17 protein-coding genes and 1 pseudogene are annotated in these 16,262 nt (G+C 65.5%); 11 read left to right on the top strand and 7 right to left on the bottom strand.

All coding sequences use genetic code 11. The annotated features are described in order from the left end of the window. Positions 1 to 26 precede the first annotated feature (26 nt). The gene (locus ASG69_RS17720) at positions 27 to 1,136 is read right to left on the bottom strand and encodes an alcohol dehydrogenase catalytic domain-containing protein (RefSeq protein WP_056695859.1); all 1,110 of its coding nucleotides are present in this window, start codon (positions 1,134 to 1,136) and stop codon (positions 27 to 29) included. Positions 1,137 to 1,204: 68 nt separating this feature from the next. Beyond that, complete coding sequence (locus ASG69_RS17715) at positions 1,205 to 1,822, bottom strand: cysteine hydrolase family protein (protein WP_056448867.1); 618 nt, start codon at positions 1,820 to 1,822, stop codon at positions 1,205 to 1,207. Positions 1,823 to 2,215: 393 nt separating this feature from the next. Between ASG69_RS17715 and ASG69_RS17710 the strand changes: the two genes are divergently transcribed. Continuing rightward, a complete protein-coding gene (locus ASG69_RS17710; protein ID WP_082544695.1) occupies positions 2,216 to 2,908 on the top strand; it encodes a GntR family transcriptional regulator in 693 nt (230 codons plus the stop codon). On the opposite strand, the gene ASG69_RS17705 is transcribed toward ASG69_RS17710, so the two are convergent. The 5 genes from ASG69_RS17705 to ASG69_RS17685 all read right to left on the bottom strand — a co-directional run bounded on the left by ASG69_RS17705 (position 2,898) and on the right by ASG69_RS17685 (position 9,256). Next, a complete protein-coding gene (locus tag ASG69_RS17705) occupies positions 2,898 to 3,662 on the bottom strand; it encodes a GntR family transcriptional regulator (protein ID WP_082544696.1) in 765 nt (254 codons plus the stop codon). The two genes, ASG69_RS17710 and ASG69_RS17705, sit on opposite strands and share 11 nt — an antisense overlap. Positions 3,663 to 3,793: 131 nt before the next feature. Continuing rightward, entirely contained in the window at positions 3,794 to 4,735 is a 942-nt protein-coding gene (locus tag ASG69_RS17700) for a 3-carboxyethylcatechol 2,3-dioxygenase (RefSeq protein ID WP_056448873.1), read from the bottom strand. After that, the gene (locus ASG69_RS17695) at positions 4,732 to 6,654 is read right to left on the bottom strand and encodes an FAD-dependent monooxygenase (RefSeq protein ID WP_056448876.1); all 1,923 of its coding nucleotides are present in this window, start codon (positions 6,652 to 6,654) and stop codon (positions 4,732 to 4,734) included. The genes ASG69_RS17700 and ASG69_RS17695 overlap by 4 nt, the downstream gene beginning before the upstream one ends. 923 nt (positions 6,655 to 7,577) lie before the next feature. Continuing rightward, a complete protein-coding gene (locus ASG69_RS22555) occupies positions 7,578 to 8,333 on the bottom strand; it encodes a hypothetical protein (protein ID WP_156380566.1) in 756 nt (251 codons plus the stop codon). Further along, positions 8,330 to 9,256: a HipA domain-containing protein gene (locus ASG69_RS17685; protein ID WP_235578995.1), complete on the bottom strand. Its 927-nt coding sequence runs from the start codon at positions 9,254 to 9,256 to the stop codon at positions 8,330 to 8,332. The genes ASG69_RS22555 and ASG69_RS17685 overlap by 4 nt, the downstream gene beginning before the upstream one ends. Before the next feature lie 613 nt (positions 9,257 to 9,869). Between ASG69_RS17685 and ASG69_RS17680 the strand changes: the two genes are divergently transcribed. From ASG69_RS17680 to ASG69_RS17640, 10 genes and pseudogenes are all read left to right on the top strand, one after another. Further along, on the top strand, positions 9,870 to 10,514 hold the full coding sequence (locus tag ASG69_RS17680; RefSeq protein WP_056448886.1) for a LysE family translocator: 645 nt from the start codon (positions 9,870 to 9,872) through the stop codon (positions 10,512 to 10,514). Between the two features lie 138 nt (positions 10,515 to 10,652). Continuing rightward, on the top strand, positions 10,653 to 11,018 hold the full coding sequence (locus tag ASG69_RS17675; RefSeq protein WP_056448990.1) for a PLDc N-terminal domain-containing protein: 366 nt from the start codon (positions 10,653 to 10,655) through the stop codon (positions 11,016 to 11,018). Positions 11,019 to 11,062: 44 nt separating this feature from the next. Further along, positions 11,063 to 11,389 carry a hypothetical protein gene (locus tag ASG69_RS17670; protein WP_056448889.1) on the top strand — a complete coding sequence of 109 codons (327 nt, stop codon included), beginning with the start codon at positions 11,063 to 11,065 and terminating at the stop codon, positions 11,387 to 11,389. 55 nt (positions 11,390 to 11,444) lie between these two features. Next, positions 11,445 to 11,918 carry a hypothetical protein gene (locus tag ASG69_RS17665; protein WP_156380565.1) on the top strand — a complete coding sequence of 158 codons (474 nt, stop codon included), beginning with the start codon at positions 11,445 to 11,447 and terminating at the stop codon, positions 11,916 to 11,918. Between the two features lie 126 nt (positions 11,919 to 12,044). Continuing rightward, positions 12,045 to 12,716: a VOC family protein gene (locus ASG69_RS17660; RefSeq protein ID WP_056448895.1), complete on the top strand. Its 672-nt coding sequence runs from the start codon at positions 12,045 to 12,047 to the stop codon at positions 12,714 to 12,716. Positions 12,717 to 12,756: 40 nt separating this feature from the next. Beyond that, positions 12,757 to 13,212, top strand: a pseudogene (locus ASG69_RS23365) (DUF2332 family protein); the annotation flags it as partial. 43 nt (positions 13,213 to 13,255) lie between these two features. Next, positions 13,256 to 13,723, top strand: coding sequence for a DUF2332 family protein (locus ASG69_RS23150; protein ID WP_235578994.1), 468 nt, complete (start codon positions 13,256 to 13,258; stop codon positions 13,721 to 13,723). A gap of 98 nt (positions 13,724 to 13,821) precedes the next feature. Further along, positions 13,822 to 14,397: an ArsR/SmtB family transcription factor gene (locus ASG69_RS17650; protein WP_056448898.1), complete on the top strand. Its 576-nt coding sequence runs from the start codon at positions 13,822 to 13,824 to the stop codon at positions 14,395 to 14,397. A gap of 31 nt (positions 14,398 to 14,428) precedes the next feature. Continuing rightward, entirely contained in the window at positions 14,429 to 14,662 is a 234-nt protein-coding gene (locus ASG69_RS17645; RefSeq protein WP_056448900.1) for a hypothetical protein, read from the top strand. Positions 14,663 to 14,853: 191 nt separating this feature from the next. Further along, positions 14,854 to 16,152, top strand: coding sequence for a dicarboxylate/amino acid:cation symporter (locus tag ASG69_RS17640; RefSeq protein WP_056448904.1), 1,299 nt, complete (start codon positions 14,854 to 14,856; stop codon positions 16,150 to 16,152). Positions 16,153 to 16,262: the final 110 nt, after the last annotated feature.

Genomic DNA, 16,262 nt, shown 5'->3' with positions numbered 1-16,262 from the left:
CGGGACCGGTGGTCCCGCACGGCAGGTCAGGGAACGCTGATGAAATTGGTGAAGCCGCCGTGTCGGGCGGGAAGGCTGTCGAGTGCCTCGTTGATCTTCTCCAGCGGGAAGGTGTGGTGTTCGAGGACGGACAGGTCGAGCACGCCGGCGGCGGCGAGGTCGGCCATGTCCTGGGCTTCGGCGGTGGAGAACCACAAGCTGCCGAGGACGGAGATCTGGGAGCACATCATCGAGAACAGGTCCAGCGCGGGGCGTTCCATCATGCCGCCGATGTCGACGGCCGTGCCGCCTCGGCGCAGCGTCGCCAGGGCGTCGACGATCGATTCCGCCGGCGCTCCGGGTCCGACGGAGCTGATGACGATGTCGACGCCGTCGCCGCCGGTACGTCCGCGCAGCCACTCGTTCACCTCACCGTCGCCGAGTGCGTGCACCTCGATGCGGTCAGGTGCGATGGCGCGGACGTCCTCGAGCAGTTCGGCGTTGCGGCCGGTGCCGTAGATCTTGCCGACCCCCAGGGCGAGCGCGTTGAGGCAGGCGCCCAGTCCGAGGGTGCCGGAGATACCGTCGATGAGAACGGTGGTTCCGGGTCCGGCGCCGGCCTTGCGGAGCGCGGAGAACGCAGTGCCGAGGTAGCCGAACCGGGCCGCTTCCTCGAAGCTGACCGAGTCGGCGATCTTGACCAAATTGCGCTGCGGAGCGGTGAGGTACTCGCTCAGCCCGCCGTAGGGATAAGCGTCGAACAACTTCTGGCCTTCGGGGCCGAAAGCGAAGTAGCCCATGAAGGTGTACTTGTCGCAGTTCTGGTCGATGCCATTGCGGCAGGCGCGGCACGCCCCGCAGGACAGTCCCGGGTTGACGTAGACGCGATCACCCACTGCGACGTCGGTGACCTGCTCCCCCACGGCGGTCACGACGCCGGAGGAGTCGAGACCGAACACCGCCGGCAGCTGCGGGAGGGGCAGGTAGGGGAACCACTCGGCGTAGGTGGCGAGAACGTTGCGGAGGTTGGGAACGATGTTGCAGGCCTTGACCTGCACCACCACGTCGGTCGCGCGGGGGGTGGGGATCGGCAGCTGTTCGAGCTGCATCGGCTGGTCGATCTCGTGGAGGCGAGCGGCGAGCATGGTGTCGGTCATGGTGGTGGCTCCTGTTGTGTGATGACTGCGCCGGCGCGCAGTGCGGGTGATCGGGTCGAGGTACGCGCTCACGCGCTGGGCGCGGCGGCGGCGGTCAGTGCTGCGGCGAACTCGTCGATCGTGGTGATCTCGGCGAGCAGTCCGAGCGAGTCGATGCTCGCGGCGTGCGCTTCCTGCGACGCTGCGGAGCAGGCGTCCTCGACCACGACAGTGCGATATCCGAGGTCGCTGGCGGTGCGCGCCGTTCCTTCGACGGAGAAATTCGTGGCCACCCCGGCGAAGGCGACGGTGGTGGCGTTCGCAGCGTCCAGGACCGAGGCGAGGGCGCTGTTCTGGAAGCCGCCGACGCGCTGGTGGGTGACGACGGTGTCTCCGTCGTGAGGGGTGAGCTCGGGGACGATGTCGGCCAGCGGCGACCCGTCCTGCAGGCAACCGGACTGCTGGACGATGCCCAGGATCGGCGAGTTGACCGTCAGGTCGGACAGGTCCGGCTTCCAGGCCACTCGCGTGAAGATCACGGTGCCGCCGGCGCCGCGGACGGTATCGACCAACGCGGCGATCTTCGCGACGACGTCGCGTTCGACGACCTGGGCGTGAAAGAAGTCGGCGAACGCTCCGTCGGGTCCGATGACGTCGCCCTGGCAGTGGACGACGACGAGAGCGGTGGTGCGGGGGTCGAGCTCCATGGGAGGTCTCCTGAGTGAGGCGGTCGCGGTCGACCGACGGAGCCTGCTCGACCATCGGTCGAACCCCGATCGGAGTGACCAGACGAACAGGACTGGAATGCTAGCGTTCCAGATCACGGTAACCGATGGTGACGTGGACCACAAGCCTTCTCTTGGCGATGGCCTGCTCGGTACCACCGAGGAGCGGCGGAAGTCGGCCCGGGAACGTGGGCGATGTGCTGCAGACAGCGCGGGTGTCGACACCGAAGGCCGGCAGCGCTGGAATGCTAGCCTTCGTAGCTGTGGCCGGTGCCACCGTCAGGTGACGCGGACGGTCACTGCGAGACGACCAGTGCGGCACCGAGACACGAATCGAGATCCGTGGGTCGAGCCCCCGCGCAGGAAGGAAATGCTGTGTCCACCAACGCTCACCTGTCCGGTGCGAGGCTGTCCACGGTCCTCTACGACACACTCAAGGGCCGACTGCTCGATGGCCGATACCGAGCCGGCGAAAAGATCGTCGTCGAGTCGGTCCGCCATGAGTTCGGGGTGAGCAAGCAACCGGTGATGGATGCGCTGCGTCGACTCTCGAGCGACGGACTGGTGTCCATCGTCCCCCAGGTCGGCATCCAGGTCGTCTCCTACACCCGCCGCGAGGTGGAGGACTTCTTCACCTTGTTCGGCGGATTCGAAGGAACCATCGCCGGGGTGGCTGCGCTACGCCGCACCGACGAACAGCTGCGTGCACTCGACGCGGTGTCCGAGGCGGTCGACGAGTTGATCGACTCGCACGACGGTGCCGAACGTTCCCGCGGCTACCGGGCTCGCAACCGCGAGTTCCACGCCGTCATCCACGACATGGCGCACTCGCGGATCATGGCCGAGACCTCTCACCGGATGTGGGACCTGTCGGACTTCTTGATCAATACCACCGGAGCGGACGACCCGCTGTCGAGCGCGCTGGTGGAGCGCCAACACGATCACCGCAGCATCACCGATGCCATCCGTATGGGTGACGCACGTCTGGCCCGGGTGACGATGGAACAACACATCGTCGACACGGTGGCAGTGATCGGCACCGAGGAGCCCGATTCGCTCACCGGGTGAGGTCGGTGGTGGGGGCAGGCACCGCCGGCGGCACGGACCTACCGCCTCGTCGGTAGCCGCCGTCGATGCCCGATCGATGCGGCCGCTCAGGCTCCACCGAGGCGGTGATGTGGCCGACCATCGCCGCTCGCGCGACCTCGACACGCCGTTGACGGATCGCCGACCGGATGACGTCGTGGTCGTGATTGCGGTCGACGATCACCCCCGAGGTGGTGGACGCACCCCCGGTGGCGCTGATGAGGAAGTCCGACAGGTCCCACATCCGCTCACTCTGCTCGGCCATGATCCGCGAGTGCGCCATCCGGTGGATCACCAGGTGAAACTCGCGGTTGAGCTGGCGATACCGTCTCGCCCGCTCGGTATCGTCCGCGATCGCGTGCACACCCTCGATGGCCGCCCAGGCAGCGTCGAGTTCGCCCACTTGGGCGTCCGTGCGCCGTACGGCGGCCGCGGCAGCGATCTCGGACTCGAAACTGCCGAACAGCCGGAAGAAATCCTCGACCTCCACAGCGGTGTAGGACTGGACCCGGCACCCACTCTGCGGAACGATCTCCACGATCCCGGTCGCCTCGAGCCTGCGCATCGCGTCCATCACCGGTTGCTTGCTCACCCCGAACTCGACCCGCACCTCGTCGATCGAGATGCGCGATCCCGACGTGATCCGGCCGTCGAGAATCCGCTCCTTGAGTCGGTCGAGCACCACTCGGGCCAAGCCCGGCCCTGCCGGGCGTCTCGATCCGTCGGGCTCGCTCATCAACTCACTCCTCGTCGCCGCGCGGCAAGTCTAGAACTCCGGACGCAGTCCGGCATCGCTCAGACTGCGAGAACCCGGTGCGGCAGGGCGCGGGTGCCGCGGAGAACCAATCGATGCGGCACCCGAGGCCCTCAGGCTCCCACGACCGTGGTCAACCCGAACCCGGCAATGAGTTCGCGAATGGGCCGGTAGTAGCTGTAGGTGACATCGAACCCGCCGCATGCGGACATGGCGGCGTACCCGGCGATCCAGGTACGGACCTCGTGGGAGGAGTTGCCGGCGACCCTGGTCATCTCGCTCGGTGACCACTGATCCAGTTCGGTGAGATCGCCGGAGGCGAGGATCGACATCAGGGTGCGGTCCCAGTCGGGGGCCAGATCCTGAATGTTCGCGGTTCCGGCGGCGAAGTCGCGGGCGGCGTCGATCACGCGTTGCTGCCGGGCGGCGCGGGCCTCCGCCGTGATGGGACCGCCCTGACCGAGCAGGGCGCGACGTTGCTCGGCGGTGGCGGTGGCCAGCCGAGGGACCGGCGGGTCGTGTGAGAGCCCCCCGGAGGCGATGAGCAGCACTTTGCGGTCGAGCGTGGAGACGTATCGTCCGATCACTTCACCGAGGAGGCGGACGCGCTGCACCGGAGTGAACGGCGGCGCAACGGAGTTGACGAAGATCGGAATCATCGGTTTGGCGGCGATGTCGTCGTACAGCAGTTCCATCGGTTGCACGGCGCCGTGGTCGACTTGCATCTCCAGCGACACGGCCAAGTCGATGCCCTGGTCGATCACATACTCGGCGAGCTCACGCGCGAGGTCTTCGGGGACGTCGAGCCGGCCGGCCTGGCTGCCGTAGTCGCCGATGCTCTCCGCGGCGTATCCGACGCAGAACGGCGGCATCAGGTTGTAGAAGAAGCCGTTGTAGTGATCGGGCGCGATGTTGACGACCACGTCGGGGTCGTAGTCGTGGACGAAACGTCGAGCCCGACCGAAGGCGGTCTCGAGTTCGGCGGTCACCTCCGAGGGCAGCTCGGCGTGGTCGAGGAGGGGACTGTGGCTCATGGCGAGCAGCGCGACGGTCACGACTGGTTCCTTCCGGTCTCGACTCCGGCGAGCGCAGGCTCGGTGTCGGGTGCGGCTTGGGGAACGGTGATCGGCACCTGCGCGGTGCTGAACTGCGGGGCGCCGGCGTCCTCGCCGGACGCGGTGCGTGCGGTGGACACGGCCAGCACTGCGTCGAGGGCCGCATCGAGTGCGGACGACGCCTCGGCGTCGTCCCAGACCGGACCTTGGTGGCGCCAGGCGACGTATCCGTCCGGACGCACCAGAATGGCTCCGGCCTCGTGGATTTCGCTGACCGCGCGCCAGTACCCGTACGGATCCGCCGCTCCGGGTTCTCCGATCACCACGGTGCGCAGGTACGGCAGGTCCAGGTTTTCGGCGGCGTTCTTCCACGCTTGCCCGCCCAGTCCGGTGAGCAGCGTCATCATGCCCTTCCCGGTCACGTCGAGCGTCGACGTTCTGACGCCGTCCCGTCCGACCAACCAGGCATGGGGCAGCTTCGCGCCGGGTCGGGTGGTGGCCTGGAGGTAGAGCTGCTTGTCGCGGGCCCAGCGCTCGGGTTCGTCGGCCTCGACGACGGCGCCGGATTCGTAGCGTTGGTTCAGCTCGACGCCGTGGGCGTTGAACTCCGTGTTCTTCAGCTCCAGCGCCTCGTACAGACGATCGCGAAGCGCAACCCCCTCGGGCGTGCCCTCCTTCAGCTTGCTCAGACCAGCCGCCACGGGGTCGTCGCTGTCGGCGTCGAACCATTCCCGCAGTCCTGCATAGTCTTTCCTCGACTGGTTCGCGCGGGCGACAATCTGCTGACCGACCGGAACGCGCTCGGGTGAGTAGCTGTCCAGCAGAGCCGTACCGGCGTGCCCCTTGACGACGAACGCCACCTTCCACGCGAGGTTGAACGCGTCCTGCATCGAGGTGTTCGAGCCCAGGCCACTGCTCGGTGGGTGGCGATGCACGGCGTCACCACCGCAGAACACTCGACGGTCCTGATAGTGCTCGGCGTACTGCTGATTGACGTACCAGAACGACCGGGAGACGATGTCGAGCTCCAGCTCGGGGTCGCCGACCAGGGTGCGGATGCGCTCGATGACGGTGGCGTCGGAGACGTCCGGCTCACCGGCGGCCATGTCGAACCCCCAGCCGGCGATCCACTGATCCCACGGGCGGATCGCGCGCAGAAGCCCCATGCCGATCTCGCCGAATCCGGCTTTGGAGTTCATGATCCAGTGCAGGATGCTCGGCCGATGCGCGACGTACTTGCTCAGATCCGCGTCGAACCTGATGTAGGCGGTTCCCGCGCGGGCCAGTTCGCCTTTGAACGGGAGCTGCAGCTGTTCGGCGATCTTGGAGCGCGCACCGTCGAACCCCAGCAGGTACCGAGCCCGTTGGGTGAACACCGACCCGGAACGGACGTCACGGAAGCGGACGGTCACGCCGTCGCCGTCCTGGGTGTGGTGGAGGTACTCGGTATGAAAGCTGATGATCGCTCCGTGCTCGGCGGCGTTCTTGATCAACACCGGCTCCATCAGCGGCTGCGGAATGTCGAGCATCGCGCACGGGCTGCCGGCGAGGTAGTCACCGAAGCGTGGGTCGCCGGTGCCCCAGGTCTGCAACCGAACGATCTCCTCCCCCGCCAAGCTCGTGGTGAACAAGGTGTCGCCCATCTGGTCCCACGGTGTGGCGTAACGACGCGCCTCGTCCTCCACTCCGAGGTCCCGAAGCACTTCCGCCGCACGCTGATTGGTGATGTGCGCCCGCGGTGAATTGGCCACCCACGGGAAGATCGACACCGCGTGGACACGCACGCCGTAGCTGGCCAACGCCAACGCGGCCACACCTCCCGCTGGGCCGAGGCCCACCACCACTACATCGGTGTCGTAGCCGCTGCCGTCGGAGGGGAACGGGCGGAAGATCGGTTCGGGCAACTGTGAATTCTGCATGGCACCTTCTCGACGTCGAGAGACCCCGGGGCCACAAACGGCCACGTCGGGTGATCGGGGTCACTGCAACTAGCATGCCAGTTACGGTGCAGAATTGGAAGTCCCGTTTTCGTCATCTCAGGTTCGGGCAAATAAGCGCTGCTCACAGCATCACTACTACCTCCTTAGATCGAGTCGACGCATCAGTCTCAGCTATCTGGAACTCTAGAAGTTCACGCGACGGGTTGACCGCGAACGAACTTCTGCCTGAGGTGCACAGCGGGACTGCCGGCCGCGGGCTCGGTACGACCCCGCCCCCTCGGGTTTGCGCTGTCGCTCGCTCGCCACCGGGCGGCGCGGATCTGCGCGACGGAGCACCCTCCACCCAACGTCGCCGCAGAAGGCAAGCACTCCGCGGCTCTGCAGAGGAGATTCGTGGATCGCGGTGGACGGCCATGGCTACACGACTCTTAATCACACGGTCTATTGGACCCAGTACAGACAACTTCGCAGCCGCTTGACCAGCAATGATGCGTCGCCCGGTCGTGCCGGAAGGACCCGAAACCGTGAGTTTCGAGTTGAAAGTCATGAATAAGTAGTGAGTGGCACCCAAACCAGAAGGGCCCCTGCTCAGCATAACCGCTGATCAGGGGCCCTTTGTGGTGCGCCCACAGGGACTCGAACCCCGGACCCAGTGACTATGCCCGGCCGAACCCACGAGTCCGAGCGGGACCATAAAAGACCATCTGACCAGCGCGGATTAAGAGTCACGTGACCACATGGGACCACCACACTTCAGATGCGACCAGAATGAAAGTCATGAATAAGTCGTGAGTGGCCCGTGGAGTGTCAGGTGGTCCGCGTAGAGAATCGATTGCTGTCGGTAAAGCATTGGCGCCAGGGAAGTCAGATGAACCGGCTCACTCGATCTCACTCGATCGCTGCTACCGGGTGTCCCATTCCGGGCCGGTGAAGAGACCACGATCCAATGGCGCAGTGCCGGAGATCGTGACCAGAAGCCGGAAGTGGAAGCCAACCTCAGGTCCGTTCGCTCGTTCGACGATCAACCGGTGATCGGTGAGGGCCTCCACCACACTGATGATCGGATCAGGGACCCACCCCAACCGGGTCTCGCCGTGGTCGGCGACGAGGAAGGCCTGCGGGTTGACCGGATTTTCGGTGTCGCGGACCAGTCGAAGTTCCTCGCCGGTTCGCAGTTCGGCGATGCGGTCTTGTTCCTGCTGATCGAGGTGCCGGACTCCATGGGTGAGGAACGGGAACGACACGAAGTCGCCGGGCCCACTCACCGGTGCGGGTAGAAGCTCGATGGTGTCGCCGACCCGCTGACCATGAGATCGCGCGAGGACTTCGAACGGTGCGGCGCCCACGGGTAGCCCGAGGGCAGTCATCGACGCCGCACGGTCCGGACGACGAGACGAGACAACCCGCTCGGCGAAAACGGGAAAGAGGGATGCGGCGCGCATCATTCCGTCACGGGCGTGCGCCAAGCCAGGTAATGGCCTGAAGTCGGGCCGCTCCATGGCGGATCGGAGGTAAGCGAAGCTGTAATGATCAGACGCCTGCTGCAGGAAACCAGTGGGAACGTACTGGCGAGTCTGTGGATCCCTAAGGGTGACGAGCAGCCTGCTCAGAGCGGGGGGCGCGGCATCGCGAGCGCGGTCGACGGCTTCGATGGTCATGCTGTCAACCTCCTCCGGTTCGTCTCCAACAGCGTACTGATGAAGCTACGTCGGAGCTCTGACATTTCCGGTACGGAGAGCAGGATCGATTCGATGGTCTCCTGATCAACGGCGCCGATCCGCTCGATCCAGGTCTGGGCCTGCGGTCCGGCGCGATGGACCGCGGATATCGCGAGATCGACGAGGGTCAGTCGTCGTCCGTCCTCGAAGCGACCCGCGAAACCGCCGGCGGCGAACACGGTCGCATCCTTGGTGGGCATGTGTCTGTCCTGTAGTCCGGAGACCAGCGCGCTGCCGTGGTCGAACGATTCGGCCAGTGACCGATGACCGTCCGCGTTGCGTGTGATCACACCCCAGTTGATGGCGTGTCGGTCCGTGTTCGCGATCCACGCGTCGAAGAGAAGGTATCCGGCAAACTGATCGAAACCGCTCATCGTGGCCGTGGCTGCACCGGACGGGCCGACATCGTCGAGGAGTCGCTCGATGTTGTCGAGGTTGTGACCGACGCGGTTCTTCGGACGATCGTCACCAGCACATGACTGATAGCCGGCGAATTCAGAGAGGAGGGTGTCGCCGGATTCGAGAGACGAACCGTCCGGGGTGACGTTTCTGGAGATGATCCCAATCTCTGCGCCCCTCTTCGCCAGCTCCACCCTCGCGGAGGGGAGGCCGATGACGGTCGCCAGCTCGGAGGCGATCTTCTCCGACCAGTCGTCGTACCGACGGTAACTCGCTGCTTTGATCGGCTTGAACAGCCACCACCTGGACTGGCCCTCGCGTCGCGAATCCGACTCGAGTGCTACCCAGTCCTTGGGGTCGAGCCCGCGGGCCTCCTGGCTGACCACAACCCACTCCGAAATATCCCAGACCGCGAACGGCTGCTTCTGGGGCGTGGGGTGAGGGCGCACAGTGAATGCTGACACGACAACTGTTTCGCCGGTGTCAGCGCCACGGCCGGAGGGCCGTGGCACGGTCGGCGTCGTCTCACTGCCTCAGTCAACTGGTAGCCGAGGCGCACCTCCAGTGTTTCTGTATCTGCTGTTTCTGTATCTGCGATCGTGAAGCGCCGAGGTCGCGTCCGGTCGATGCAGTAGTAACGTTCGGCCATCAGGTGGACTGTGTCCCGATCACGCGGGTGTGGGCGGTCGTGAGGATGTTGGCCAACGCCGCGCGGGCCGCGGCGACGCCCCGCAGACTGGTTCGCCCATTATGCGGACGGGAACGTTCGTCCCCTGCAAGCGCCACTTCATCAGCTCGAACGCCTTCTCATTGCTGACGTCCATCGCCGTCATCGCAATGCCTTTGCGTCTCGATCGCGGCACGGGAGTCGACCGCCGCTCTCAGCCCGTCCACCGGCAGCCAGTCATGCCCCGGACTCCGAATCCAGCGCCCTGTTTCCACATCGCACATCAAGACGTCTCCTCCCAACCGGAGCCGCCTGCCGGCCAAGTTTGCGTCGCCACATCGGAACGCCCAGCACGTACCGCGCGCGGACCCCCCTTGACGCGCCCGCGGTCGACGCGTTCGCTGGTATCTGTGCCGATCGAGACAGTGCTCGCGTTCTGCGGTGTCGCCTTTCTTGCCTACATCACCCCCGGCCCGGACTGGTTCGTGGTCATGCCTGCCGCCGTCACCTCCCGACGAACTGGGTGGATCGCAGCAATCGGGGTCCAATGCGGGCTGCTGGTGCACATGAGCGCGGCGGCCGTCGGTGTGGCAGCGGTGATACTGGCGAGCGCGACCGCGTTCTCGGTCCTGAAGTGGATCGGCGCCGCATACCTGGTGTACCTCGGCGTCCGCGCCCTGCTCGCCTCACGGCGACAGTCCTCGCACCCCGTCGAGGGCGCCGACGACACGGATCACCCCGTCCGGACCGCAGGGCTCAGGGTGTGGCGTCGGGCGTTCACCGCCAACGTCCTCAACCCGAAGGCGGCTCTGTTCTTCGTCGCGATCCTGCCCCAGTTCGTCACTCCCGGCGGCGCTGTCGCCGTCCAGATCATCGGGCTGGGTCTGCTCGACGTCGCACTCGGCGTCGTGTGGTGGGCGGTGTTCGTCCTCGGGGTACACCGGCTGCGGTCGATCATGGGCGGTACGCGCGCCCGGACCGTCACCGATCGCGTCGCCGGAACCGCGCTCATCGGGCTCGGCGGTGTTCTCGCTGTCACCCCCAGCCGCGTCTGACCCCTCGCGTCGAGGTGCGCCGACACGGAGGCGGCGGAAGCCGGCCACACAGGATTGGCGGCGTCGGGTTCGCGCGGTACTCTGCCACCGACCGGTAGAAACCGTACGGTGTCGTTCTCCTCGAAGGTGGTGGCGTTCATGCCGTATCTCGGCCTGCTCGTGATGGTGTTGTGGGTGTTCTGCCTGATCGACGTCATCACCGCCGACGAGTCCGGTGTGCGCCACGTGCCGAAGATGGTGTGGCTATTGGTCGTGCTGTTCCTCCCGCTGCTGGGGTCGTTGCTGTGGCTGGGGGTGGGCAGGCCGATCGGCGGCGTCATCTGGGGCGGTAGCGATCAGGCACGCCGGGAATCGGCATCGGGGTTCGCTGAGTACGACCACCGCCCCGGTAGGGCCGTCGCTCAGAATCCGGAGGCGGACGCCGAGTTCCTGCGCCAGTGCCGCGCACGCGCAGAGCAGCAGAGGCGAGTCGAACGTGAGCGACGGCGTTCCGAAGGCTACTGACAGCACACCTGCGCAAAGAATCCGAGGACGAGGGGAGGTCGGCGATGACAGTGGCGGTGCTCGTGATGGTTGTCGCGCTCGTGTTGCACTGCGTAGCCGCGAAAACTGTGTCCAGGGAGAACCGAGATCGGTTGCTGCCGACGACCTTAGGCCCCTACCCGGTTCGACCCGCGCGAAAGGTACGACGCCTGCAGACGATCGGATGGCTCCTGAGCCTGTGGGCGGCGCTACGGATCGCCGGCGTGTTCTGGTCGACGCAGCCGTGGCTGGGAATGGGTCTCGCGGTGTTGGCGATTCTGGTGATCAACGGCGCGCCGAGCCTGATCGTCACCCTGATGCACAACCGCAGGGTCGACCCATCGCTGATCTGAGCACCGTGGCCGATGATCCACGCCCGCAGGTCGTTCGAGTGACAGGACGTGGCCGTTGGGAGTCGTGAAGTGGCGTGGCCGCAGGTCGGTTCAGCTGGCGCTCGCGCTGGCGGCTCTGGTCCTGGTCGCTGTGTCGGGTGCATTCTTCGGGTGGGCGTCGTCGATCTCGTACACGCGGACGGCCACGGTCACCCTCGCTCTGGAGCGCGACGACTCCGCTGTTGCCGGGACATCCTCTCGGACCCGCCCGGCGGTCATCATGATCGGCTTCGACGGTCCGCAGGATGCGGGGCCGGTCGCCGATCGTTTGTCACGAACGAGGGGCGGGCCCGCGTCGGACTACCGCAACGTGACCATCACAGCGCAGGGGAACGGGAACCTGGCGGTCACGGTGGTCGACCCGGACAAGGACGATGCGATCTCCATCGCCAACGACGCAGCGCATGCCTACGCCGATCTGTTCAACGAGACCTCGACCGAGCCGCCCGGGCACGTGCTGCGGGCGGAAGTGTCGTCTCCTGCGATCTAGTGTTTCAGCCGGGTGGACATGGCCGATGCCGACATGGTCGGCAGCCGCGCCCGCACCCAGCGGTCATGTGGAACATTCGGGCTCCGCAGCCGGGCGGCTGTTGCTGTGCCCGATTAGGGTTCGACAATGATCATTCGCGACGTCACGATCCCAGTTGTCGACGCGGTGGCAGCCGGGGCGTTCTTCCGTGATGTTCTGGACCTGCCGACAACCGGCGACGAGTCCACAGTTCACGTCGAGATCGGCACGTCGCAGCTGACTTTGACACCCGACGAATTCGCCGCGGGCGCACATCATCTGGCGTTCGAGGTCAGTACTTCGCAATTCGCCGAGGTCGCCGCCTGGTTAAGAGCCCGAGTCGAAACCATCAGCGTCGACGGGTCCGACCTGATCACCGGACCGCCGGGGTGGCGTTCGACGTCGCTGTACTTCCTTGGTCCGGAGGGGATGGTCCTGGAAGCAATCACGAGGGAAGCTCGCGTACCTCAGGACAGCGACGATGCGCTTCGTTTCGTCGCTGTCAGCGAGATCGGACTCGGTGTCATCGATGTCTCGGCGGCACGAAGTACCGCCGAGGACGTTCTCGGGCTGTCCCCGTACTTCCTTTCGCGCCCGGTGTTCGAGCCACTGGGAGATCACAACGGGTTACTCATCGTGGTCGATCGCGATCGTGTGTGGTTTCCGACGTCATCGGCCAAACCGGGCCGCGCGGCTCTCACTGCGACGCTCGACTCTGCGGCCGGGACCTCGGTCATGTTGGATCTCGCCGATGGTGTGCTCCACCTGAGCGCACGGTGAACTCGCTCCTGGCGGCGCGGTTCATGGGTTGGGGCGATAGATGACCGGTACCGCTGAACGCTACCGCCGTTTCTCACGCCTCGAAGCGCACGGTCTCTCCCCCACCTACGAGACGTTGACCGCACACATCGCCGACGATCCAGCGGTGCTGGACGTGATCGACCACCTCCCGGAGAGCAAGCGACAACCCAACCTCGTCCTCGCAGCTGCGCGACATGTCGGCGCGCCGCTCGCCGACTACACCTCGTTCCGCGAGTGGATGCTGGAACACTGGCCCGCAGTGCAAGAAACCGCACTGACACGGTCCACCCAGACCAACGAAGCGGGTAGAGCCACAGCGCTTCTCCCGATTCTCGACCAACTCGACGGACCCCTGTCCCTCATCGAGGTCGGCGCGTCCGCGGGCCTGTGCCTGTATCCCGATCGCTTCAGCTACCGGTACGACCACCCAACCTCCACTGCACCCGCAGGACGGGCCATCACGTGTGGTTCTGTCCTGCACAACGACTGGGGAACCGCCGATCCCGCGATCTCTGCCCGTGATCGCCTCGCGTGCAGGCATCGACCTCAAACCCCTCGACGTCTCCGACGCCGACGACATGGCCTGGCTGGAGACACTCGTGTGGCCCGAACAGCATCACCGCCGCGAACGCCTGCACGCAGCAACCGCCATCGCCCGATCGGATCCACCTCAACTGATCCGGGGAGACCTCGTCGACGCACTCGGCAAGCTGGTGCAGCAGGCACCGGCCGAGTCGACCGTCGTCGTCTTCCACAGCGCGGTGCTCAGCTACCTCACCGACGACGAACAGGCTCACTTCGAGCGCGTTGTCACGCAGCTTCCGTGTCACTGGATCTCGAACGAGAGCCCGCGGGTACTCCCCCACATCGCAGCGCAGTTACCGGTGCACGCGGATGACGTCGGCGGCAGATTCGTTCTGGCGTGGAACGGCCGGCCCGTCGCATTGGCCGGTCCACATGGTCAGGGCCTGGATTGGCTGAGCTGAGCACTAGTGCCGAACGCGCCTCCCTGCGTACGCGCGGGACCGAGTATTGATACGAAGGAAATATTGCGCAAATTATCTTTCACACATACGGTGGTGTCATGTCAGCCGCTCCCCGCCCGGTGTCGAGCGTCTCCCAGCTCAAAGCGCTCACTCACCCGCTCCGCGTCCGCATTCTGTACGCCGTTCAGGCCGAGGGCGCGGCGACCGCCAGCCGGATCGGACAACTGGTCGATGAATCGCCGGCGTCTGTGAGTTACCACCTCCGCAAGCTCGCCGACGCCGGGTTCGTCCAGGAGGCGCCCGATCGCGGTACCGACGGCAGAGAGCGTTGGTGGCGCGTTCCCGACGGTGGCTTCACCTGGTCCTCCAGCGATTTCGATGCCACCCCCGAGGGCCGGACAACCGATCGCGCAGCGCGACGACTATTGGTGGACAACCAGTTCCGCCGTCGCCAGGAGTTCGACTCCGATCCGGACCGGTGGGGTACTGACTGGGTACAGGGTGCCTTCAGCACCGACTACGTACTGAGAATGACCGCTGAGCAGCTCGAGGGGATGTCACGCGAGATCCAGTCGGTGATCGAGAAGTGGCGTGCGCGAGCAGAGTCGGCGGCCGTGCCCGTCGACAGCAGCCACGTCATGGTGTTCGCGCACGGGTTCCCGTTCGAGCCATGACTACGGAACAGCGGCAACGAAAGGAACCTAGATGCACCATCTTCCGCCCGAACTGCACCTCGCACTTCAGCGCGCCGAACTGACCCAGCACATGACCACGCAGCACCGCCGCGTCGCGACGCGACTGCAACGACAGGCTCGCCGCGACAGTCGCCGCCTCCTCCGTGCGCAGCAGCGCATGACGCGAGCAGCGCAACAACTTGCGCGAGCCGACGCGGCGGCAGCCCGGTCTCGGCTCCGTCTGCACGCCATCTCCGGAACTTGAGAAAGGGCAGGCAGACGAACATCACAGCTGCGTCGCCACGACCTGCCGATGCTCAGAAGCCGTCATCAACACCGCCGGTCAGCAACGCGCCCGACACCCGATTCGACTGCATACCGCGACAGCTCGGAAGCCGTAACGGCCTAGAAATGCAGCTGACACTTGGGGGTAGTTCGGCCGACCTACCGTGAGCCATGAAATTTTTGGGGCACCCGGCAGGCCAGATCGGGATCGCCGCGATAGGCGGTATCGCATTCGGATTGGCGATCGGGGACTGGGCCGCCAATCTGAAGTTCATCGGCGACTTGTTCATTCGGCTGATCCAGATGTCGATCGTCCCGCTGGTGATGGCGTCGGTGATAGTCGCGACCGGGTCGATGACGGGGACCGGGACCGGCAAAATCGCGTTCCGCACGTTCAAGTGGATGATCGGCTTCTCGTTCGTGGCCGCGGTCCTCGCGTGGGTCCTCGCCAGCGTCATCCGGCCCGGCGCCGGGATGGTCTTCACCCAGGAGCTGGACCCCAGCCTTGAGGCATCGGCCGGGGAATCCCTGGGCTGGCAGGACACAGTACTCAACTTCGTCTCGACCAACGTCTTCGACGCAATGTCGACGGCGACGATGGTGCCCATCATCATCTTCTCGCTGCTGTTCGGCATCGCTCTACGCGTTCACGTCAACAACACCGGCGACACCACGGTGCTCACGTTGCTCGATCAGATCCAGAAGATCGTGCTCACTATGATCCGGTTGGTCATGTTCATCGCCCCGGTCGGAGTCTTCTGTCTGCTCGCCGCACTCGCCGGCGATGTCGGGTTCTCCGTCGTGAGCACCGCGCTGAGCTACTTGGGCACGACGTTGCTTGGCGTCCTCATCCTGTTCGCACTGTTCGTCCTCGTCGTGACCGTGCGGACTCGCCTGAACCCTTGGAAGCTGCCCAACAAGCTGACCGAGCAGACTGCGGTGGCGATCACGACCACCAGTTCGGCCGTCACTTTCCCGACCGTACTGAGGAACACCGTGGAGAAGGTCGGTGTCAGTCAGAAGGTCGCGAACTTCACCCTCTCGATCGGGTTGACGATGGGCTCGTACGGCGCCGTCCTCAACTACATGGTCGTCGTGATGTTCCTGGCGCAGGCCGGGGACGTCGACCTCAGTGTCGGGCAGATCGCGCTCGGAATGGGGCTGGCGATCCTGCTGAACATGGGCACGATCACGGTGCCGGGAGGGTTTCCTGTCGTCGCGATGTTCCTGGCCACCTCGCTCGGACTCCCGTTCGCCGCAGTGGGTCTGCTGATCGCCGTCGATTGGTTCGCAGGCATCTTCCGTACGTTCCTCAACGTCAACGGTGACACCTTCGTCGCCATGCTCGTCGCCAACGCCGACGACGAGATCGACCGCGACGTCTACAACGGCATCACGACGGTGACCGCCGACGAGATCGACCTCGACGAATACCAGGACGCGCTGGCCAGCGCCGACCGAGCCGACTGACCCTTCGCGGCAGGAGGGTTGCGGAGCTTCACCGTCGAGCACTGCTGGAGTCGCTGCAACGGGACGTTTCGCAGAACCGGGACTCGCGGACGGCAGCGGCGACTCCCAAC

This window comes from Rhodococcus sp. Leaf225 (assembly GCF_001426145.1).
In the GTDB taxonomy this organism is placed as follows: Bacteria; Actinomycetota; Actinomycetes; order Mycobacteriales; family Mycobacteriaceae; genus Rhodococcoides.
The sequence above is the reverse complement of the archived record's forward strand: the minus strand, read 5'-3'. Positions and strand labels throughout refer to the sequence as shown.

Coding starts and splice junctions, on each gene's coding strand:
- ASG69_RS17645 (WP_056448900.1), top strand. CDS start 14,429: ATGCACCATCTTCCGCCCGAACTGCACCTCGCACTTCAGCGCGCCGAA.
- ASG69_RS17650 (WP_056448898.1), top strand. CDS start 13,822: ATGTCAGCCGCTCCCCGCCCGGTGTCGAGCGTCTCCCAGCTCAAAGCG.
- ASG69_RS17640 (WP_056448904.1), top strand. CDS start 14,854: ATGAAATTTTTGGGGCACCCGGCAGGCCAGATCGGGATCGCCGCGATA.
- ASG69_RS17715 (WP_056448867.1), bottom strand. CDS start 1,822: ATGGAGCTCGACCCCCGCACCACCGCTCTCGTCGTCGTCCACTGCCAG.
- ASG69_RS22555 (WP_156380566.1), bottom strand. CDS start 8,333: ATGACCATCGAAGCCGTCGACCGCGCTCGCGATGCCGCGCCCCCCGCT.
- ASG69_RS17705 (WP_082544696.1), bottom strand. CDS start 3,662: ATGAGCGAGCCCGACGGATCGAGACGCCCGGCAGGGCCGGGCTTGGCC.
- ASG69_RS17670 (WP_056448889.1), top strand. CDS start 11,063: ATGACAGTGGCGGTGCTCGTGATGGTTGTCGCGCTCGTGTTGCACTGC.
- ASG69_RS17675 (WP_056448990.1), top strand. CDS start 10,653: ATGCCGTATCTCGGCCTGCTCGTGATGGTGTTGTGGGTGTTCTGCCTG.
- ASG69_RS17695 (WP_056448876.1), bottom strand. CDS start 6,654: ATGCAGAATTCACAGTTGCCCGAACCGATCTTCCGCCCGTTCCCCTCC.
- ASG69_RS17660 (WP_056448895.1), top strand. CDS start 12,045: ATGATCATTCGCGACGTCACGATCCCAGTTGTCGACGCGGTGGCAGCC.
- ASG69_RS17720 (WP_056695859.1), bottom strand. CDS start 1,136: ATGACCGACACCATGCTCGCCGCTCGCCTCCACGAGATCGACCAGCCG.